At 72.8% G+C, this 20,470-nt stretch carries 11 protein-coding genes and 1 other RNA gene; 5 read left to right on the forward strand and 7 right to left on the reverse strand.

Translation table 11 applies throughout. The annotated features are described in order from the left end of the window. The gene (locus ACI6QG_RS01115; RefSeq protein WP_407022713.1) at window positions 1-342 is read right to left on the reverse strand and encodes a tRNA-binding protein; all 342 of its coding nucleotides are present in this window, start codon (window positions 340-342) and stop codon (window positions 1-3) included. 97 nt (window positions 343-439) lie between these two features. On the opposite strand from ACI6QG_RS01115, the gene ACI6QG_RS01120 reads away from it, so the two are divergent. Beyond that, window positions 440-2,041 (forward strand): gamma-glutamyltransferase family protein, encoded by a 1,602-nt coding sequence (locus tag ACI6QG_RS01120; protein WP_407022714.1) that lies wholly within the window; start codon window positions 440-442, stop codon window positions 2,039-2,041. Window positions 2,042-2,327: 286 nt separating this feature from the next. Beyond that, on the forward strand, window positions 2,328-3,824 hold the full coding sequence (locus ACI6QG_RS01125; RefSeq protein WP_407022715.1) for an amidase: 1,497 nt from the start codon (window positions 2,328-2,330) through the stop codon (window positions 3,822-3,824). 1 nt (window position 3,825) lies between these two features. Here ACI6QG_RS01125 and ACI6QG_RS01130 read toward each other — a convergent pair whose 3' ends face one another. The 3 genes from ACI6QG_RS01130 to ssrA form a co-directional block, all read right to left on the reverse strand. Then, window positions 3,826-4,104 (reverse strand): hypothetical protein, encoded by a 279-nt coding sequence (locus ACI6QG_RS01130; protein ID WP_407022716.1) that lies wholly within the window; start codon window positions 4,102-4,104, stop codon window positions 3,826-3,828. A gap of 71 nt (window positions 4,105-4,175) precedes the next feature. Then, entirely contained in the window at window positions 4,176-4,856 is a 681-nt protein-coding gene (locus ACI6QG_RS01135) for an endonuclease III domain-containing protein (RefSeq protein ID WP_407022717.1), read from the reverse strand. A 47-nt stretch (window positions 4,857-4,903) separates the two neighbouring features. Next, window positions 4,904-5,228: a transfer-messenger RNA gene (ssrA, locus tag ACI6QG_RS01140) on the reverse strand. 65 nt (window positions 5,229-5,293) lie between these two features. Here ssrA and ACI6QG_RS01145 point away from each other — a divergent pair. Together ACI6QG_RS01145 and ACI6QG_RS01150 are read left to right on the forward strand one after the other, a co-directional pair. After that, the gene (locus ACI6QG_RS01145; protein WP_407022718.1) at window positions 5,294-6,145 is read left to right on the forward strand and encodes an NAD(P)-dependent oxidoreductase; all 852 of its coding nucleotides are present in this window, start codon (window positions 5,294-5,296) and stop codon (window positions 6,143-6,145) included. Then, entirely contained in the window at window positions 6,142-7,095 is a 954-nt protein-coding gene (locus ACI6QG_RS01150; protein ID WP_407022719.1) for a Bug family tripartite tricarboxylate transporter substrate binding protein, read from the forward strand. Before ACI6QG_RS01145 ends, ACI6QG_RS01150 begins: the two co-directional genes overlap by 4 nt. A gap of 3 nt (window positions 7,096-7,098) precedes the next feature. Here ACI6QG_RS01150 and ACI6QG_RS01155 read toward each other — a convergent pair whose 3' ends face one another. Further along, the gene (locus ACI6QG_RS01155; protein ID WP_407022720.1) at window positions 7,099-17,229 is read right to left on the reverse strand and encodes an SdrD B-like domain-containing protein; all 10,131 of its coding nucleotides are present in this window, start codon (window positions 17,227-17,229) and stop codon (window positions 7,099-7,101) included. A 213-nt stretch (window positions 17,230-17,442) separates the two neighbouring features. Here ACI6QG_RS01155 and ACI6QG_RS01160 point away from each other — a divergent pair, with 213 nt between their 5' ends. Then, on the forward strand, window positions 17,443-18,168 hold the full coding sequence (locus ACI6QG_RS01160) for an SDR family NAD(P)-dependent oxidoreductase (RefSeq protein WP_407022721.1): 726 nt from the start codon (window positions 17,443-17,445) through the stop codon (window positions 18,166-18,168). On the opposite strand, the gene ACI6QG_RS01165 is transcribed toward ACI6QG_RS01160, so the two are convergent. Together ACI6QG_RS01165 and ACI6QG_RS01170 are read right to left on the reverse strand one after the other, a co-directional pair. Further along, window positions 18,165-19,238, reverse strand: coding sequence for an amino acid ABC transporter permease (locus tag ACI6QG_RS01165; protein ID WP_407022722.1), 1,074 nt, complete (start codon window positions 19,236-19,238; stop codon window positions 18,165-18,167). The genes ACI6QG_RS01160 and ACI6QG_RS01165 overlap by 4 nt on opposite strands. Window positions 19,239-19,241: 3 nt before the next feature. Continuing rightward, window positions 19,242-20,405 (reverse strand): amino acid ABC transporter permease, encoded by a 1,164-nt coding sequence (locus tag ACI6QG_RS01170; RefSeq protein WP_407022723.1) that lies wholly within the window; start codon window positions 20,403-20,405, stop codon window positions 19,242-19,244. Between the last annotated feature and the right edge of the window lie 65 nt (window positions 20,406-20,470).

Below are 20,470 nucleotides of genomic sequence, written 5' to 3' on the forward strand. Positions count from 1 at the left end.
TCAATGCATCCTTGATCCGTTGGGCACCGGCTGGTCGGGGCCGACCAGCACCACCGCGCCATCCGCGTCCGCCACGCCCAGCACCAGCACCTCGCTCACGAAGGGGCCGACCTGCCGGGGCGCCAGGTTCACCACCGCCAGCACCTGCCGCCCCAGCAGCGCCGCCGGCGCATAGCGCGCCGTGACCTGCGCCGAGGAGCGCTTCACGCCGATGGGCGCCCCGAAGTCCAGCCACAGCCTGAGGGCGGGCTTGCGCGCCTCCGGGAAGGGCTGGGCGTCCACCACCGTGCCCGCGCGGATCTCCACCGCCTCGAAGGCCGCGAACGGGATGGGCTGGTCCATGTTCGCGCCCTAGCCAAACCCCGCGCGCAAGGGAAGGGGGGTGTCGCATGCCGCGTCGCGCGGTAGAAGCAGCCCAACGTCCCAAGGAACCCCCGCCATGCGCGATTTCCACGCCCCCGGCCGCTCCCCCGTCATCGCCGGGCGCGGCATGGCGGCCACCTCCATGCCCGCCGCCAGCCTCGCCGCCATCGAGGTGCTGAAGGCGGGCGGCAACGCGCTGGACGCCGCCATCGCCGCCGCCGCGCTGCTGGGCGTGATCGAGCCGCAGAGCACCGGCATCGGCGGCGACTGCTTCTGCCTCTACGCCCCGGCGGGCACCGGCCAGGTCATCGCCATGAACGGCTCCGGCCGCGCGCCCGGCGCGGCGACGCCGGAGAGGCTGCGGGCCGCCGGCCTGACGGCGATGAAGGCGGACAGCGCCCATTCCGTGACGATTCCCGGCGCCGTCGCCGCCTGGGCCAAGCTGAACGCCGCCTACGGCCGCAAGCCGCTGGACTTCCTGCTGCAGCCCGCGATCAAGGCGGCCGAGGACGGCTTCTTCGTCCATGCCCGCGTGGCGCATGACTGGGAGGAGGCGGCGGACAAGCTGCGCGGCCACGCCGCCAGCGCCAGGCACTACCTGGTGGGGAACGAGGCGCCGCGCATCGGCACCCGCATGGCTCTCCCCGCCTTGGGGCGCACGCTGCGCGCCATCGGCCGCGATGGCGCGCGCGCCTTCTACGAGGGCGCCATCGCCGCCGACATGGTCCGGGCGCTGCGCGAGGCGGGCGGGCTGCACACCGAGGCCGACTTCGCCGCCGGGCTGGACGGCCCCGAATTCGTCACCCCCATCCAGCGCCGCTTCCGCGGCCTGGACATCTTCGAATGCCCGCCCAACGGCACCGGCATCATCGCTCTGATGATGCTGGGCATGCTGGAGGGCTTCGACGCGCCCGAGGGCGGGGCGATGGGCGTGGCCCGCCTGCATCGCCACATCGAGGCCGCGCGCCTGGGCTACCGCGACCGCGACGCCTTCGTGGCCGACCCGGCGCAGGTGGAGGTGCCGGTGGAGAAGCTGCTCTCCGACTCCTACCTGCGCGCCCTGGCCCGCGGCATCCGCGACGGCCAGGCCGCCGAGCTGCCGCCGCCCGGCGAGACGCTGCTGCCGGTGCACGCCGACACCGTCTACCTCTGCGTGGTGGACGAGGACGGCAACGCCTGCTCCTTCATCAACTCGCTGTTCGAGAGCTTCGGCTCGGGCATCCTGGGCGAGGAAAGCGGGGTGATGCTGCACAACCGCGGCTTCGGCTTCCGCCTGCAGGAGGGGCACCCGAACTGCATCGCACCCCACAAGCGGCCGATGCACACCATCATCCCCGGCATGGCGATGAAGGACGGCCAGCCCTTCATGCCCTTCGGCGTGATGGGCGGGCACTTCCAGCCGATGGGCCAGACCCTGCTGCTCACCAACATGCTGGATTTCGGCATGGACGTGCAGGCGGCGCTGGACGCCCCGCGCCTGTTCCCGCGCGAAGGCAAGATCCAGTGCGAGCGCGGCATCCCGGCGGAGGTGGTGGCCCGGCTGAACGCCATGGGCCATGACTGCATCCCCTTCGCCAAGCCGCATGGCGGCGGCCAGGCCATCGTCATCGACCGCGAGCGCGGCGCGCTGATCGGCGGCAGCGACCCGCGCAAGGATGGCTGCGCGCTGGGCTACTAGCCGAGCGCTTTTTTGTGCCCTCAGGCGCCGGGCGCCGCCTCCGGCGGCTTGGCTGCGCTCCGCAGCTGGCGTCCTGGCCGGGCGGTTGGTCCGGGCGCGGCGGCCGCCTTGCGGCCGCATCCTCGTGGGCGGCGCCGGTCCTGGTTGGTTTCGCGGGCCGCTCGGCGCCATGCCGCGGGCAGCCAGGACTGCGATGACGCTTCGCGGCCAGCAGCTTCGCCTGCTGGCTGCACCTTCCCCATCGCCCCCGCCCGGTCCACCCTGCCCGGCGAGGAGAGCCAAGCCCATGACCGAGCCCTGTGACCTGACCGCCGTCGAGGCGCGCCGCCTTGTCGGCCAGAAGCGCCTGTCGCCCACCGAGCTGCTGGAATCCTGCCTGCGGCGCATCGCCGCGGTGAACCCGGCGGTGAACGCCATGGTGGCGATGGACGAGGCCGCCGCCCGTGCCGCCGCCAGGCAAGTCGAATCGGCGCTGGCGAAGGGCGAATCGCTCGGCGCCTTGGCCGGCCTGCCGCTGGGCATCAAGGACCTGGAGGAAACCAAGGGCCTGCGCACCACCTGGGGCAGCCCCATCTTCAAGGACCACGTGCCGGAGCGCGACGAGGCGATGGTCGCGAACCTGCGCAAGGCCGGCGGCGTGGTGCTGGGCAAGACCAACGTGCCGGAATTCGGCCTGGGCGCGAACAGCCGCAACGCCGTCTACGGCGCCACCGGCAACGCCTTCGACCCCACGCGCAACGCCGCCGGCTCCTCCGGCGGATCGGCGGTGGCGCTGGCCACCGGCATGGTGCCGCTGGCCACCGGCAGCGACACCGGCGGCAGCCTGCGCAACCCGGCGGCGCACAACGGCATCGTCGGCTACCGCCCCTCGCCCGGGCTGGTGCCCAGCGAGCGGCGCGGCCATGGCTGGTCCCCCCTGCCGGTGCTGGGGCCGATGGCGCGCAACGTGCCGGATTTGTGCCTGATGCTCTCCGCCATGGCGGATGACGACGCGCAGGACCCGCTGGCCTACACCCTGCACGCCCGCCCGGTGCGCGGCGAGCCGGCGCTGTTCCACCCGCCGCGCCGCATCGACCTCTCGACCGTGCGCCTCGCCTTCACGGAGGATTTTGGCCAGGCGCTGGTGGAGCAGGCGGTGCGCCGCAAGTTCCGCGTGGCGGTGGAGGCCATCGCCCGCCACGTGGCGCGCGCCGAGGCCGCCACGCCCGACGTGAGCGGCGGCGACGAGGCCTTCGAGGTGCTGCGCGCCGTCGCGGTCATCGCCGCGCACGGGCAGAAGGTGCGGGAACGCCCGGCCGATTGCGGCCCCAACCTGCACGCCAACGTGGAGGAGGCGCTGCGCTACTCGGCGGAGGACGTGGCGCGGGCCAGCACGGCGCAGACCCGCATCTACCGCGGCTTCCAGGCCTTCTTCGCGAAGCACGACATCCTGGTGACGCCCGCCATCACCTGCTCGCCGCGGCCATGGCGGGAGCTGTATCCCGAAACCATCGACGGCCAGCCGGTGCGGTCCTACTTCCACTGGCTGGCGCTGGCCTACTACGTGACGCTGACCGGGCATCCGGCCATCAGCCTGCCGGTGGGGCTGGACGAGCACGGCTTGCCCTTCGGCCTGCAGCTCATCGGCCCGCGCGGCGGCGACGCCTACCTGCTGGGCGTGGCCGCCGCGGTGGAGGAGGCCCTGGCGGGCGACGCCGCGACGGCGCGCCCGGTGCCGGACGTGGCGGCGCTGGCCAAGGCGCCCCCCATCAGCGGGATGGAAGGCTTCCTGGGCTTCGGCTGACCTACCAGCCGCGATGGCCCCAGCCGCCGCCCCAATAGGGGCGCGGGGCGGGGCGGTAGGCGTAGACCGGCCGCCCCCAGCCGCCGCCATGGCCCCAGCCCGGCCCGTGCGAGTAGGCCGGGTAGCGCGGCTGGGAGGCGGCGGCGATGCCGATGCCCGCGGCGGCGCCGATGCCGGCGCCCAGCAGCCCGGTGGCCACCGGGTCCACCCGACCATAGGGGTCGGTGCAGGCGCCCAGGCCGAGCAGGGCGATGACGGGGAGCACGAGGAGCTTGCGCATGGGGGGAAACCTCCTGATGGGCGGAAGATGGTCCGCGGGGGTGTCGGGCGCGCGCCGGGAACAAGGTGATTTCATGCCGATCGTGGCGAAGCCGTGGCGACGCCGACCTGCGCGCACATGTCCAGCAACGGGCATTCCGGGCAGCGCGGGCGGAAGCCGGTGCAGGTGGTCTTGCCGAAGGGCACCAGCCGCTCGTTGATCTCCACCCGGTAGGCGGCGGACAGCAGCTGCTCCAGCGCCGCCTGGGTCTTCTCCGGCGTCGGCGTGGCCAGGATGCCCCAGCGGTTGGTGATGCGGTGGACGTGGATGTCCACCGCGATGAAGGGCCGGCCCAGCGCCACCCCCAGCGCCAGGGCGGCCACCTTGGGGCCGACGCCGCGGAACGCCATCAGCCCCTCGGGGGTGTCGGGCGTGGCGCCGCCGTGCTCGTCGCGGATGCGGCGGGCCAGGGCCAGCAGGTCGCGCGCCTTCGGCTCGGGGAAGGTGACGCCGGCCAGCAGCGGCAGCAGCCGCGCCTCGTCCAGCGCCGCCAGCGCCGCCGGGCTGCGCGCGACGGCGAACAGGCGGCGGCAGGCGGGCAGCACGTCTTCGTCGCGGGTGCGGGCGGAAAGCAGGGAGGCGACGAGCTGCTCGAACAGGCTGTTGAAGCCTTCGTCGCGCAGGGCGAACATGGCGGCGGGCGGCACGCCGCGCAGGTGGGCGCGCAGCCGCTCGAACGCGATGTCCCAGTCGAAGGGGCGCAGGGCCGGCATGGCCTCCGAACGCCCGGAGCCGTCCGGGCGCTGCCATGGGGCGCGAAAGCGGGGGGCTTCTGTTGCCCGGTGCCCCCCCAACCGCGCTTACCTAATGTTAGGCAGCGAGCGCCACAGCCTCGCGGCTGTTGTCGTTGGCACTTGTGATTTAGCCCGATGACGGCGGTACAATGCCGGGCAAAAGCTGCGTCTTTACCTCGCGCGTCGAGCCTGTTTCGTCCCCGTGCCCGCCTCCCCGACAAGGGAGGGTGAGATGGTGGAGACGCCGGGCACTGCCCCCGGGTCCGCAACGCTTATTCCACGCAACGTTTATCGCCATAGCCGCAAGCGGCACCCCATTAACTGGCACGTCCCGCCCCGGTTTTCCAGGGGGGCGGTGACAAGCCGCCCGCCAGCCGCGATGCTCCCTCCCCAGGGACGGAAACGGAGGAAGCGGCATGGACGGCCCGGTGGGCTTCGTCGGCCTGGGGATGATGGGCGGGCCGATGGCCGCCAACCTGCGCGCCAAGGGCACGGAACTGGTCACGCTGGACGCCGCCGGCGCCGGGCTGGAAGGCGCGCCCGCCGCGCGCGACGCCGCCGACTTGGCCGCGCGCTGCCCGGTGCTGGTGCTGATGCTGCCCGACAGCCCGGCGGTGGCGCAGGTGCTGGGGGCGGCGCTGCCCGCCCTGCGCCCGGGCGCGCTGGTGGTGGACATGGGCTCCTCCCTGCCGGCCGAGACGCGGCGCTGGGGCGCCGCGCTGGCCGGGCGCGGCGCCGCCCTGGTGGACGCGCCGGTTTCCGGCAGCGTGGCCAAGGCGCGCGCCGGCACCCTGGCCATCATGGCCGGCGGCGAGGCGGCGGCGCTGGACCGCGCCGAGCCCCTGCTGCGCCGCATGGGCGAGGCGGTCATCCGCACCGGCCCGCTGGGCAGCGCCCACGCCATGAAGGCGCTGAACAACTTCGTCTATGCCGCCGGGCTGCTGGCCGTCAGCGAGGCCGCGCTGGTGGCGGAGCGCGAGGGGCTGGACCTGGGGGTGCTGGCGCAGGTGCTCAACGCCTCCTCCGGCCGCAACGTCGCCTCCGAAACCAAGCTGGCGCAGGAGATCACCCCGCGCCGCTACGCCGGCGGCTTCCAGCTGGGGCTGATGCGCAAGGACATCGAGACGGCGGCCGCCATCGCGCAGGGCACCGGCACGCCGGCGCGGCTGCTGCAGCTGCTGCGCGCCGAATGGGCGGCGGCCGTCGCCGCCCGCGGCCCCCGCGCCGACAACACCGAGATCCACCGCCACCTGGAGGCCACGCCATGAGCATCCCCCGCCGCGCCGTCCTGGGCGCCGCCGCCCTGCCGCTGGCCGCCGCCGCGCAATCCTGGCCCGACCGGCCCATCCGCCTGATCGTCGCCTTCCCCGCCGGCAGCGTGACCGACAGCCTGGCCCGCAACATCGCCGAGCCGCTGTCGCGCGAGCTGGGCCAGCCGGTGGTGGTGGACAACCGCCCGGGCGGCAACGGCGTGGTCGGCACCATGGCGATGAAGGGCGCCGCGCCGGACGGGCACACCATGGCCATCATGTCCGTCACCAACGCGGCGCTGAACACCTATCTGGTGCGCAACCTGGGCTACGACCCGCTGCGCGACTTCACCCACATGGCCTTCCTGGCCGAGGCGCCCTACCTGCTGGTGGTGCCGCCCTCCTCGCCCGCCCGCAGCACGGCGGAGCTGATGGAGCTGGCCCGCCGCCGCCCGGGCGAGCTGACCTTCAGCCATGGCAACGCCTCCGCCCTCATCGGCACGGAGCAGATGAGCCGCATGGCCGGGGTGCGGATGCTGCCGGTGCCGGTGCGCGGCGGGCCGGAGGCGCTGACGGAGGTGATGGCCGGGCGCATCGACTGCACCCTGACCGACCTGGTGGCCGGGCTGGCCCAGGCGCGGGAAGGGCGGGTGCGCGCCCTGGGCGTGACCAGCCGCGGCCGCTTCCCCCTGGCGCCCGACATCCCGCCGGTGGCGGAAGGCGTGCCGGGCTACGAGCTCATCGTGTGGTTCGGCATCGCCGCGCCGGCCGGCACTCCGGCCCCGGTGGTGGCGCGCTTCAACGCCGCCGTCGCCAGGGTGCTGGGCGAGGAGGCGACGCGCGAGCGGCTGGCCCGGCTGGGCTACGCCCCGCGCGCCATGGCGCCGGAGGAGTGGCGCGATTTCCTGCAGCGCCAGATCACCGACCTCACGCGCCTGGCGCGCGAGGTCGGGCTGGAACCGTCCTGACGGTCAGGCCCAGAGGAAGTCGGCCGCCGTCAGGTCCTGGGAGACGTTCCAGAGCGTGATGGCGTCCGTGCCGTGCGCCACCAGGATGTCGTTGCCATAGCGCGCCACGCTGACGTCGGCCGCGGTCAGCCCGGTGCCGCGGAAGTCCAGCCGGTCGCCTTCCCCCCAGGCGCCGGAGAAGTCGGTCACCGCGATCATGCCCCAGTGGCCCTGGAGCTTGAGGGTGTCGGCGCCGCCGTTCATGAACACCACGTCGCCGCCGCGCCCGGCGACGAAGACGTCGTCGTGGGAGGAGCCGACCATCACCGTCGCCGCGGTGCCGGCGAGCAGGGTGGAGCCGAGGTTGGCGTTGGCGAACAGGGTGGCGCCGGTGCCGTTGCCGGCCAGCCGGGTGGCGGTGCCGCCCAGCGCGCCGATCTCGATGTGGTCGCCCAGCGTCCAGCCATCCGCCATCGCCCAGGCCACGTCGGTGCCGCCGCCCGCCGCCTCGACCGCCACGGAGGCGGCGTTGTGCACGACGAAGGTGTCGTTGCCCGCGCCGCCCTCCATGCGGGTGGCCCCGGTGCCGCCGAAGAAGGCGTCGCTGCCCGAGCCGCCGACGAAGGTGTCGGCCCCGGCGCCGCCGAAGAAGTAGTTGTTGCCGGCCTGGGCGGAGACGAAGCTGCCCAGCCCCGGGTTGGCCACCACCAGCGCGCCGGAGGTGCCCAGGTTCACCGCATTGGCGGCGCCGTGCAGCACCACCACCTCCAGCCCATCGGCCGCCGTCCAGCCGTTCACCGAGACGAAGGCCACGTCGTGCCCGCCGCCGGCCGCCTCGATGATGCGGGTGGCGGTGTTGGCCACTGTGTAGGTGTCGTCGCCGCTGCCGCCGATGAAGGTGTCGGCCGCGCCCATGTTCAGAAAGGAGCCGCCGAGGTCGTTGCCGCGGAACACGCTGCCGACCCCGCCGCCGACCATGGTGGTCTTGCCCGCGCCCGCCGTGATGTCGGAGGCGAGGGCGGCGTTGGCCACCAGGGTCTGCGCCGTGGCGCCGCCGGTCATCTGCGTGGCGCCCAGCACCAGCATCGCCGTCTCGACCTCGTCGGCCACGGTCCAGCCATCCACCGCCACCAGGGCGCCGTCCTGGCCCTCGCCGGTCTTCTCCAGCACGGCGGTGTGGCGGTGGGTGATGACGAAGGTGTCGTCGCCCAGCCCGCCTTCCAGCCGGTCGGCCGCGCCGCCGAGCGCGCCCTGGAAGATGTCGCGGCCCTCGCCGCCCAGGGCGGTGGTGCCGCCCTGGCCCAGCATGAACAGGTCGTTGCCCGAGGCGCCCAGCAGCAGGTCCTGGCCGTCGCCGCCGAAGAAGGTGGTGTCCGTGCCGTCATGCGCCACGGCGATGTCGTCGCCCTGCGTGCCGTAGAAGATGGCCTGGGCGGCGCCCAGCACGGCCGGCGGCAGGGGCTGGAAGTCGCCGAAGGCGCCCGGCATGCGGCTGGCGTCGGCATGGAAGGTGATGCCGGCCGGCAGGCCGGGGCCGTCATTCGCCGGATTCCAGTTCTGGAAGATCAGCGCCTGGTCCGGCCCGAAGTAGAGCACGCCCATGCCGTCCACCGTCAGCACCTGGGCCGGGCCGGCGAAGCCGTAAACCTCGATGCTGTCGCCCATGGCGGGCACGTAGCCGACGATCATCTGCACGCCGTCGCCGGCGTTGTAGGTGATCCTGGTGCTGCCCAGGTGGTTCGGCACCAGGGTGTCGCCGACGCGGTAGGAGGTCACCGCCCCGCCCGAGACGGCGATGGCGCCGTCATTCGGGCCGCCCGCCATCTCGCCGAAGCCGATCAGCCGGTCGTCGCCCGCGCCGCCCAGCAGCACGGACTTGCCGCCATTGCCTTCCAGCGTGTCCTTGCCGGTGCCGCCCACCAGCAGGTCCCAGTCGCGCGTGCCGTCCCACTGCGCGCCCAGCCCCTGGTTGTTGGAGCCGGCGCAGCCCGAGACGATGATGTCGTTGTGCCCGGACCCTTCGCTGACGTTGTAGCCGGTGGAGCCGTAGAGGTAGCCGGGCCCGGAGGGGTGGAGCGCCAGGCTGCTGGCCCCCGGCCCGGCGACGATGTAGGCGCCCGGCGCCGAGGCCGCCGCGTAGGTGGGCCCGGTGCCGACCAGGAAGGAGCCCGCCTGGGTCAGCACCGCCGCGCCGAAGCCGTCCAGCACGTAGCTGCCCGGCCCGCCGGGGCCCTGCACGAAGCCGCTCTGCACCTGGGCCGGCGCGGCGTCGTACGCGGTGCCGGTGACGTGGGTGAAGCCGCCATCCACGCCGGTGACGTGGGTGTTGCTGGTGATGAGGATGGCGTCGCTCTGCCCCGTCGCGGCGTCCACGTCGGAGGTGATGAGCGGCGCGTTGCCCGCGCCCTTGGCGATCAGGTCCAGCCCGTCGCGCTCCAGGAAGCGCACGGTGTAGGTGCCCGGGGCGATGCCGCCCAGCTCATAGGCGCCGTCGCTGCCGGTGACGGCGCTGCCCACCACGTGGCCCAGCCCGTCCAGCAGCTGCACCGTGATGCCGGCGAACACCGCCTGCGCCCACTTGGGCGGGCAGACGCCCGGCGGCAGGTCGAGGAACGCCGTGCCCTTGATGGAGGAGAGCTGGTACAGCCCGGCGTCGCGCGTCGCGTCGGTCTGGCCGCTGCGCACCGCGAAGGGGGCGGTGGCGCCGGCCGGCAGGTTGGCCGCCAGCACGTCGCTGTCCGCCGCGTCGTCCCCGCCCTGGTCCGGCCGGGTGAAGACGTGGCCGGCCGGGGCCGTCCATTCCTCGCGGAAGGAACCGGGCTTGAGGCCGGTGAACCAGTAGGAGCCATCGCCCGCCGTGGTGGTGGTGCCCAGCAGCGCGCCGGTGGTGGCGTCGTAGAGCTTCACCGTCACGCCGCCGAGGCCGGCCTCCGCCGCGCCGTCCTGGATGCCGTTGCCGTTGACGTCCAGCCAGGCCTTGTCGCCGATGGTGACCGGGCGCCACAGCCCCGCATCCACGTCGCGGTCCACGTCGCCGGAGACGTAGGTCTTGAGCGGCGTCTGGCCGGTGACGAGGTCGGCGTCGCTGTCCGTGGCGTCGTCGGCGCCGGCATCCCTGGTGGTGAAGGTGAAGCCGGCCGGCTTGGCGAACTCCACCTGGTAGGTGCCGGGGCGCACGCCGCTGAACAGGTAGGAGCCATCGGGCGCCGTGGTGGTGGCCTGCACGACATTGCCCGCGCCGTCCAGCAGGCGCACCGTCACGCCGGCCAGCGGCGTGTCGCCGGCATCCTGCACGCCGTCGCCGTTCTGGTCCTCGAAGACCGTGTCGCCGATCTTCACCGGGATGTAGAAGCCGCCATCCTGCGTCAGGTCGGACTGGCCGCCGGACAGGGTGAGGGGCGCCGTCTCGCCGGTCAGCGGGTCGGGGTTGCTGTCGGTGGCCGCGGTGCCCTGGCCGGTGATGGTGGGCACGTAGCTCGCCGGCGGGACCCAGATTTCCTTGTAGGTGCCCGGCGGCACGGTGAACAGGTAGGAGCCGTCGGCCGCCGTGGTGGTGGTGGCCACGACCGCGCCGGTGGCGGCGTTGACCAGCTGGATGGTCACCCCGCCCAGCCCGGCCTCGCTGCCCGGCTGGAAGACGCCGTCGCCGTTGACGTCCACCCAGGCCTTGTCGCCGATGGTGACCGGGTGCCACGCCCCGGCATCCACCGTCAGGTCGGACTGGCCGGTGGCCAGCGTCACCGGCGCGCTCCGCCCCGTGGCGGGGATGGCGTCGCTGTCGGTGGCGGCGGTTCCCTGGCCGGCCTGCGTGTAGGACCAGCCCGCGGGCCTGGAGAACGCCACAGTGTAGGTGCCGGGCGAGAGGTCGTCGAACAGGTAGTTGCCGTCGCCGGCGGTGGTGGTGGTCTTGACCACCGTCACGCCGTCGGCCGCCAGCAGCCGCACCGTCAGCCCGTTCAGCCCGGCCTCGCCGGCATCCTGGATGCCGTCGCCGTCGGCGTCGTTCCAGACGCGGTCGCCCAGCACGACCGGCTGCCAGAAGCCGGCATCCACCGTCGCGTCGGCATCGCCGGAGGCGTAGGTCTTGAGCGGCGTGCGGCCGGTGGCGGGGTTGGCGTCGCTGTCCAGGGCATCGGCGCCCTGGTCGGCCTTGGTGAGCTTCCAGCCGGCGGGGGTGGCGAACTCCACCTGGTAGGCGCCCGGGCGCAGGCCGGTGAAGGAATAGCTGCCGTTCAGGTCGGTGGTGGCGGTGCCGACCACCGTGCCGGCGCCGTCCAGCAGCTTCACCACCACGCCGGCCAGCCCAGCTTCGGTGCCCTGCTGGATGCCGTCGCCATTGGCGTCCACGAAGGCAGTGTCGCCGATGCTGACGGGGCGGTAGATGCCCGCATCCACCGTCTGGTTGGAGGTGCCGGAGCGCAGCGTCACCGCCGGCGCCTGGCCGGTGGCGGTGTCGGCGTTGCTGTCGGTCGTGGTGTCGCCGCCCAGGAATTGCGGCGTGAAGGCCCAGCCGGCGGGCTTCGCGAAGGCCACCGTGTAGGCGCCGGGCTTGAGCCCGGTGAACTGGTAGACGCCGTTGCCATCCGTGGTGGCGGTGCCGACGATGGCGTTCGCGGCATCCAGCAGGTTGACGGTGACGCCGGCGACGCCGGCCTCGCCGGCCTGGCGCACGCCGTCGCCGTTCACGTCCTCCCACACCGCGTCGCCCAGGCTGGCCGGGCGGTACAGGCCGACGTCATGCGAAAGGTCGGAGGCGTTGTTCACCAGCTCGAAGGCGGCGCCCTGGCCGGTGGCGGGGTCGGCGTCGCTGTCGCTGGCCGGGGTGCCCTGGCCGGCCTGGGTGAACTCCCAGCCCGCGGGCTTCTGGAAGGTCTCGTAGTACTTGCCCGGCACGACGTTGGTGAACAGGTAGAGCCCGTTGGCACCGGTGGTGGCGGTGGCCACCACGTTGCCGGTGGCGAAGTCGCGCAGCTCGACCGTGACGCCGGCCACCGCGGTGTCGCCGGCATCCTGCACGCCGTTGCCGTTGAAGTCCTCGAAGGCGTAGTTGCCGACCTGGGCATGGACCACGGGCGCCGAGGCCGCGGCGTTGACCGGCGCGCCGTTGCCCGGCGCCACCCCCCAGGGGTTGGCCGGCACGGAGGGCGTCAGCGTCGCCGTGTTCACGATGCTGCCCGACGCCCCGGCCGCGACCTTGGCCACTACGTCGATCACGATGGTGTCGGTGCCGGTGTTGTTGCCGGCGTTCACCACCGTGCCGAAGTCGTAGGTCAGGCGGTTGGTGGCGGCGTCGAAGCTGACAACCGGCGCCCCCGCCGTGATGGAGGGCGAAACGGAGTGGACCGCGGAGGACTGGTAGACCAGCCCGGCCGGCAGCGCGTCCACCAGCCGGATGCCCTGCGTGCCTTCGCCGAGCGTCGCGGTGATGCGGTAGGTGACGGTCTCGCCCGCGGCAAGGTTGGTGCCGGTGGTATAGGGGTTGTCCGTGCCGATGATCTGCTTGGACAGCCCGTCCAGGATGTCCACCGTCACCGTCGCGTCGTCGCTGTCGGCGAGGCGGCGGGACAGGGCGGGGTCGCTGTCGGTGGCGTAGGTGAGGTCGGCGACGTTGCGGATGGCCTGGCCGTCCACCACCCCGTCCAGCAGCCGCGCCTGGTAGGTGATGGTGACGGAGGAGCCGGGGCCGGACAGCGGCAGCGCGGCCAGCGTCAGGCCGATGGTGCCGCCCGCGTCCGTCAGCGTGCCCGCGCTGGCGGTGGCGCTGCCCGCGACGTATTGCACGCCCGGCTGCAGCACGTCGCCCAGCGCGATGTCGTAGGCCGCGTTGGTCGAGCCGGCGGCGTGGCGGATGGTGATGGTGTAGGTGACGAGGTCGCCGGCATCGCCCGTCGCGAGGGAGGCCGACTTCTGCACGTCCAGCAGCGGCTGCACGAAGTCCACCGCGGCCGAGGCGCTGGCGGAGGTGTTGCTCGTGGTGACCTGGGCGGAGTTGACCAGGGTGTCGGCATTCTGGTTGGCCGGGACGTCCACCGCCTTGGCCTGCAGCTCGATGACGATGCGGTCCTTGGCGTCGCTCACGCCGTCGGCGGCGTTCTGCACGGTGCCGAAGCTCAGCACCACCTTGTCGGCATTGCCGTTGGCGCCGGTGTCGGTGACGGCGATGGCCGGGTTCAGCAGGTTCACCGCCCCGCCGACGGAGGACAGGTTGGCGCCCACCGACACCACCTGCGCGCTGCCCGCCACGTAGGCCAGGGCGCCGGAGCCGGTGCCGGTGGCCAGCACGTCGGCCAGCAGGTCGGAGACGGTGAGGTCGCGCGCCTCGCCCTCGGCCAGCGTCACCGTGATGCGGTAGGTGACGATTTCGTTCACCTTCACGTCCGGGTTGGCCGGGTTGCCGCGGCCGCTGCCGGTGTCGGCGAAGGAGGTGGCGACCACCGCCTTGGTGATGGTGGGGCTGGTGATGCGCACCACCGCGTCGTCGGTGGCGGTCTTGCCGCGCTCCTCGACCTGCGCGCCGGGCAGGGTGTCGGAGGCGACGGAGGCGATGTTGGTGACGACCGTGCCGGTCAGCGCGTCCGGCGCCGCGGTGGCGGTGAAGCTCAGCAGGATGGTGTCGCCGCGCCGCAGGCTGTCGGCGTGCAGCTCGACCGGCTGGCCCGGCGCGCCGCCGGTGACGATGGCGGCGTTGGCGTAGGCGGGCGCGGCCGTGATGGCGAGGGAGCCGGGGTTGTAGACCAGCGTGGGCAGCAGGGTGTCCAGCAGGTCCTTCACCACGAGGTCGTAAGCGGTGGCGTCGAAGGCGCCGGCCTGGTTAGTGACCGCGATGGTGTAGGTGAAGGCGTCGCCGGCATCGCCGCCGCCCGGGGTGACGGACTTGGCGATCCGCACGTCCGGCTCGACCAGCTCGATGCGCGCCGTGGCAGTCTGGGTGACCGGCGCGCCGCCCAGCGGGTCCTCGCTGGTCAGCCGCGCCGTGTTGGTCAGCAGGTCGCCCGCGGCGTTGCGGGCGTCGTCCAGCACGCGCGCGGTGACGGAGAAGGTCAGCAGGTCCTGGGCGTCGTTGACGTTGTCCACCTGGTTGGTGATGCCGCCCAGGTCCCAGGACAGCGTGTCGAGGATGCCGTCGCCGTCGCCGTCGGCGATGGTGGCGGCGGTGCCGCCCACCGGGCCGGACAGGTTGGTGCCGACGCTGACCAGCGTGCCCGACACCGCCTCCAGCACGCCGGCGGCGCCGCGCGGCAGGATGTCCTGCAGCGTCACGCCGGAAAGCACGCCCTCGGGAATGCGCACGGTGATGGTGTAGGTCACCAGCTCGCCGATGGTGGCGTCCGCGATGGCGGCGTCGCCCTGGCCGGAGCCGGTGTTGTTGGAGGTGGAGGCCACTACCTTGGACAGCGAGGGCGCGACGCTGACGGTGGCGATGTCGTTCAGCGGGTACTTGGCCGGCCGGGGCTGGGTCGCCGCGAAGTCCGACCCGCCCTCCTGCGCCGCGTAGGAGGCGACGAGGCCGGTGTTGGTCAGCGCCTGCGGCACCGCCAGGGTGTCCACCAGCCGGGCGTCGAAGGTGATGATGGCGATGTTGTGGCCCGAGGACTGGGAATAGGCGCCGATGGCGCCGTCCTGCACGCCGTCCGTCAGCTCGATGCCGTTGCCGAACAGGCCGCCGCCCAGGTCGTTGAAGGCCAGCGCCGCCCCGGTGCCGTCGGTGACCGACAGGTTCCACCCGCCGGCCGGCATGGCGAAGCCCGGGGGCAGCGCGTCGCGGATGACGGTGTCGAAGGCGCCCTTCCAGCCGGAGCCCTGGTTCTCGACCACGATGGCGAAGGTGACGGTGTCGCCCGCGTCCACGTTGCGCAGGTTGGCGTTGATGGGGCTGGCGGCGATGTCGAGGCTGTCGATGGTGCCGGCGAAGCGCGGCCCGGCGCTGCCCACCGCGGTGAAGGCGACCGGCCCGACGGAGCCGACCAGCACGCCGTCGGGGTTGTCGGTGGCGACGATGCCTTTGGTCACCCGCAGCACCGGCTCGCCCAGCTCGAAGCGGATGATGGCGTTGTCCTGGCTGACGACGCCCTGGCTGTTGGTCTCGGAGGAGGTGACCTGGTTGGTCAGCAGCAGGCCGTCGCCGAAGCGCGCGTCGTTCACCTGCACGGTGAACAGCAGGTCGAGGTGGGTGGGCGCGTAGGCCGGCGTAACCGCACTGCCGGCGATGCCGCCGAAGTCGAAGGTGATGGAGTTGCCGGTGGCGCTGAAGGCGACGCCGGGGACGATGCCGGTGCGCGCCAGCCACTCGTCGGTGGCGCCGTCGAAGCGGAACTCGCCGATGCCGGGCAGCGGGTCGGTGGGGTCGTAGGCCAGCGCCAGCGCCTCCAGCACCGGCAGCGGCAGGTAGTCGACCAGGGTGATGGCGTGCGCCGAGGTCAGCGGCAGGTCCAGCGTCAGGCGGAAGGTGATGGCGTCGCCGGACTGCACGCGCTCGGGCTGGTCGAAGTCGTCCGTGGCGCGGGAGGTGTCGCCGTTGATGGCGACGATGGCCTTGCCGACCTCGCTCACCGGCAGGGCCTCGGCCGCCGCGCTGTCGTCGCCGATGCGCAGGCCGGTGGCGAGCACGTCGCCGTCGTATTCCACCTCGTTGCCGACGGTGTCGCCCTGGTCCACCCAGGGGTCGTTGGGCCCGTGGGAGGCGGGGGCGGTCCACTGCTCGTCCAGCGTGGTCTCGAAGACGATGCGGATGGTGGCCTGGTGGTAGTCGGTGGCGTGCGGCGTGGCGCCCAGCCCGCCGCCATTGCCGTCCAGCACCGCGTCCGGCACCAGGCCCGATGCCGCCATCGCCCCCGACACGTCGAAGGTGACGACGCTGCGGCCGGTGGCGGGGTCCTTGGCGCCGACGGTGAAGAAGCCCGTCAGGTCGATGAGGACCGGGGCCTGCCCGGCCTCTGTCACCTTCAGCGTCGGCGTGAAGCCGGGCTTGAAGGTCTGGCCGTCGCCCAGCGTGTCGGTGACGACGAGGTCCTGCATCTCGAAGTAGTTCGAGACCTGGCCGTCCAGCGTGTAGCGCAGCGTGCCGGCCGGCTGGGCGGCGGCGCTGACCAGCTCCACCCCCTTCTGGATGGCGATGGACTTGGCGACGACCACGTCCTCCGGCCCCGCCGGGTCGATGCGGATGTGGGCCAGGGCGTCGCGGCCATCCAGCGGCTGCCAGTCGGCGTCCAGCGCGCTGTCCTGCTCCAGCGGCCGGAAGGCGCCGGAGGCGGGGTCGAGCACCGGGGTTCCGTCATGCAGGAACTCGGTGACGTACCAGTCGGTGTGCAGGGTGGGCTGCATGCCCGGCCCGCCCACCACGGTGCCGTCGAAGGTGGCGGTGACGGTCTGGGTGCCGTCCGGGTTGGCGACCACGCTGATGCTGCCCGCCATCGGCAGGCCGGTGGCCTTGTTCAGCAGGCTGGTGCCGGTGATGACCACGCCGTCGGGGATGGTGTCGGTGATGGTGAGGTGGGTGAAGGGCTGCCCGGTGGCCAGCTCCGCCGTGGACTCCCAGGCGCGCGGGTAGGAGGGGCCGGTGGCGGTCTCCTGCTCCGGGCCCAGGTAGCGCACGTCCAGCCGCGCGACGGTGGGCACCACGTCCAGCCTCGCCGGGGCGCCGGTGATGGGCGCGTCGGTCAGCGGCTTGTCCAGCGGGTCGGCGCCGAAGGCGAAGCCGCCCACCGCCCGCACCGGCAGCGCGGTGCCGAGGTCGGCCAGGTTGGAGACGCGCAGGGTGAGCTGGATGTCGGCCGGGGTCTGCGAATCGGTGAAGGAGCCGAAGGGAAGGCGCAGCACCGCCACCTGGTCGCCCGGGGCGCCAGACAGCACGATGCGCGCGCCGCCGCCGTCCGTGGCGAAGGGATGCACCGCCTGGCCGAAGGCGTCGAAGGTCAGCAGCTCCATCTCCACCTCGGCGCCGAGGTGAGTGGCCGAGACGAGGCTCAGCCCGTCATCGGCGGCTGCGCCGGCGCCATCGGCGCCCAGGCGGGGGATGTAGAGGTTGACGTAGGGCGCATAGCCGGTTTCCCCCGGGGCGCCGGTGTTGTCGAACCGCAGGGTGAGGCTTTGCTGTGTGCCGAGGAACGGGGAAACGCTGGCGCCGTCGAGAAAGGAAACGGTCGGGGTGGCGGCCATGCATTCCTCCAGCGCCACGCCGGGTCGAATCCCCGGCGCGCATGATGCTTGCTGGGTGCAGCCATTTCATGTTGCACAACCGGTAGCAACGTCCAATAAAGAGATTACCGAGATTTTTCTGGACATGTCTTGATAATTACTGACGAGGCATGGGTATGCTTGACGGCGATGGTTGCAAGCGGCCTGCTTGCCGCAACACGGAGGGAAAGTCCGATGCAAGGCATCCGGGAGCAGGTGGCGGTCGTCACGGGGGGCGCACGGGGCCTGGGCCTCGCCATCGCCAGGCGGCTGGCGGCGGAGGGCGCGCGAATCGCCCTGTGGGACATGGACGCCGCGGCGCTCGCCGCCCAGCCGGCTGATGACCGGCAGGTGGTGGACATCACCGACGAGGCTTCGGTCGCGCGTGCCCTCGCCGCGACGGAGGCAGCGCTGGGCCCCGTCGGCATCCTGGTGGCCAATGCCGGCATCACCGGGCCCAACCACCGGCTGGAGGACTACCCAGTGGCGGAGTGGCGGCGGGTGATCGAGGTGGACCTCGTCGGCGCCTTCCTGTGCTGCCGCGCCGTGGTGCCGGGCATGCGCCTGCGCGACGCCGGGCGCATCGTCGTCATCGCCTCCGTGGCCGGCAAGGAGGGCAACCCGATGGCCTCCGCCTATTCCGCCGCCAAGGCCGGGGTCATTGGGATGGTGAAGTCGCTCGGCAAGGAGCTGGCGGAGACGGGGGTGCGGGTGAACGCCATCGCGCCCGCGGCGGTGGAGACCGAGCTGTTCCGGCAGATGACGCCCGAGCAGGTGGCGTGGATGAAGGCAAAGATCCCCATGGGCCGCTTCGGCCTGGCCGAGGAAGTGGCGGAGATGGCCGCCTTCCTGTGCTCGGACGGCGTGTCCTTCACCACCGGTGCGGTGTTCGACTGCTCGGGCGGACGGGCCACCTACTAGCGGTGGCCGCGCCGCAGGTCGGCCTCCAGCCGCTGGCTGTACTTGCTCATGGTGAAGCACAGGATGAAGTAGACCCCGGCGGCGTAGACGTAGGCCTCCGTCGGGAAGCCCAGCCAGTTGGGGTCGCCCAGGGCGGCGCGCAGCGTGGTGAAGAAGTCGAACACGCCGATCACCACCACCAGGGTCGTGTCCTTGAACAGGCCGATGAAGGTGTTGACCTGCGCCGGGATGGTGAGGGACAGCGCCTGCGGCAGGATCACCAGCCGCATCTTCTTCCAGTAGGGCAGGCCCAGCGCCTCCGCGGCCTCGTACTGGCCGCGCGGCATGGCCTGCAGCCCGCCGCGCACCACCTCGGCCATGTAGGCGGCGGTGAACAGGGTGTAGGCCACCAGCACGCGGGCCAGCCGGTCCAGCGTCACGCCCTCGGGCAGGAACAGCGGCAGCATGATGGCGGCCATGAACAGCAGGGAGATGAGGGGCACGCCGCGCACCACCTCGATCACCGCCGTGCAGAACCAGCGCACCAGCGGGAGGCTGGAGCGCCGGCCCAGCGCCAGCAGGATCGCCAGCGGGTAGCCCAGCGCCAGCCCATAGACGGCGATCACGCCGGTGATGACCAGCCCGCCCCATTGCCGCGTCTGCACGTGCGGCAGGCCGAAGACGCCGCCGGCCAGCAGCAGCAGCATCAGCGGCGCCGCCACCGCCCAGGCCACCAGCAGCCAGCGGTTCCAGAAGCGCCGCTGGGTGGAGGCGACGACCATCGCCACCAGGACCAGCAGCATCGCCGCCGGCCGCCAGCGCTCCTCGTAGGGATAAAGGCCGAAGACGGAGAACCAGAATTTCTCGCGGATGAAGGCCCAGCAGGCGCCGCCACTGGCGCGGCAGGCGGCGGCGTCGCCGCTCCAGGTGGCGGAGAACAGCGCCCAGTCCAGCACCGGCGGCAGCAGCCACACCAGCAGGGCGATGCAGCCCAGGCTGATGAGGATGTTCAGCGGCCCGGTGAAGCACGCCTTCACGAAGGCGATGGCGCGCCCGGCGAAGGAGGGCAGGGCAGGGGCGGCGGCGCTCATCGCTCAGCGCTCCTTCAGCGCGACCGCGCGGTTGTAGGCGTTCATCAGGGCCGAGGTGAGCAGCGAGATCAGCAGGTAGACCGCCATGAAGATGGCGATCACCTCCACCGCCTGCCCGGTCTGGTTGATGGAGGTGTTGGCGACGGAAACGAGGTCCGGGTAGCCGATCACCACCGCCAGGGAGGAGTTCTTGGTCAGGTTCAGGTATTGCGAGGTGAGCGGGGGGATGATGACGCGCAGCGCCTGCGGCAGGATCACCAGCCGCATGATGCGCCCGCCCGGCAGGCCCAGCGCCCGCGCGGCCTCCCACTGCCCCTTGTGCACCGCCTGGATGCCCGAGCGCACGATCTCGGCGATGAAGGCGGAGGTGTAGACGACCAGCCCGACCAGCAGGGCGAAGAACTCGGGCGACAGCGCCAGCCCGCCCTCGAAGTTGAAGCCCGCCAGCTCGGGCCATTGCAGCGTGGGCGCGCCGATCAGCAGGGCGGACAGCAGCGGCAGCCCCAGCAGCGCGGCAAGGCCGGGCAGCACGGTCGGCCGGCGCTCGCCGGTGGCGGCCTGGCGGGCGCGCTCGCGCCGCAGCAGCGCGTGCCACAGGATGGCGCCGCCCAGCGCGGCCAGCAGGACGCACCACAGGGCGGGCTCGGCCAGCGGCGCCGGCAGCTTGAGGCCGCGCTGCGACAGGAACACGCCCGGCAGCGGGTTCAGCGCCTGCCGCACGGAAGGAAGCTGGAGGATGATCGTGTGCCAGAACACCAGCTGCAGCACGAGCGGCGTGTTGCGGATCAGCTCGATGTAGCCGCCGGTCAGCCCGCGCAGCAGCGGGTTGGAGGAGAGCCGCGCCAGCCCCAGCGCGACGCCCAGCACCGTGCAGAGGACGATGCCCACCACGGCGACGCGCAGCGTGTTCAGCAGCCCCACCGTCAGCGCGCGGGCGTAGGTGTCGGCCGGGGTGTAGGGGATGGCGGACTCGCCGATGGGGATGCCAGCGGAGCGCGACAGGAAGCCGAAGCCGAACTGCAGCCCGCGCGCCGCCATGTTGCGCAGCATGTTGTCGTAGAGCGACCAGCCGAGCAGCACCACGGCGGCCAGCAGCAGCGCCTGCCACAGCAGGCCGCGCGCCGTGGCGCCACCGGGCAACGGGAGCAGCGGGCGGGCTGCCGGCATGGATGGGATGGTCGTGCTGCTCATTCGCCTGCCCCGGCAAACAGGAAGGCCGCCGGCGCACTGGC

It is taken from the genome of Sabulicella flocculans (genome assembly GCF_045449635.1).
In the GTDB taxonomy this organism is placed as follows: Bacteria; Pseudomonadota; Alphaproteobacteria; order Acetobacterales; family Acetobacteraceae; genus Roseococcus.

Coding starts and splice junctions, on each gene's coding strand:
- ACI6QG_RS01130 (WP_407022716.1), bottom strand. CDS start 4,104: ATGCGCAAGCTCCTCGTGCTCCCCGTCATCGCCCTGCTCGGCCTGGGC.
- ACI6QG_RS01135 (WP_407022717.1), bottom strand. CDS start 4,856: ATGCCGGCCCTGCGCCCCTTCGACTGGGACATCGCGTTCGAGCGGCTG.
- ACI6QG_RS01120 (WP_407022714.1), top strand. CDS start 440: ATGCGCGATTTCCACGCCCCCGGCCGCTCCCCCGTCATCGCCGGGCGC.
- ACI6QG_RS01155 (WP_407022720.1), bottom strand. CDS start 17,229: ATGGCCGCCACCCCGACCGTTTCCTTTCTCGACGGCGCCAGCGTTTCC.
- ACI6QG_RS01145 (WP_407022718.1), top strand. CDS start 5,294: ATGGACGGCCCGGTGGGCTTCGTCGGCCTGGGGATGATGGGCGGGCCG.
- ACI6QG_RS01115 (WP_407022713.1), bottom strand. CDS start 342: ATGGACCAGCCCATCCCGTTCGCGGCCTTCGAGGCGGTGGAGATCCGC.
- ACI6QG_RS01165 (WP_407022722.1), bottom strand. CDS start 19,238: ATGAGCGCCGCCGCCCCTGCCCTGCCCTCCTTCGCCGGGCGCGCCATC.
- ACI6QG_RS01170 (WP_407022723.1), bottom strand. CDS start 20,405: ATGCCGGCAGCCCGCCCGCTGCTCCCGTTGCCCGGTGGCGCCACGGCG.
- ACI6QG_RS01150 (WP_407022719.1), top strand. CDS start 6,142: ATGAGCATCCCCCGCCGCGCCGTCCTGGGCGCCGCCGCCCTGCCGCTG.
- ACI6QG_RS01125 (WP_407022715.1), top strand. CDS start 2,328: ATGACCGAGCCCTGTGACCTGACCGCCGTCGAGGCGCGCCGCCTTGTC.
- ACI6QG_RS01160 (WP_407022721.1), top strand. CDS start 17,443: ATGCAAGGCATCCGGGAGCAGGTGGCGGTCGTCACGGGGGGCGCACGG.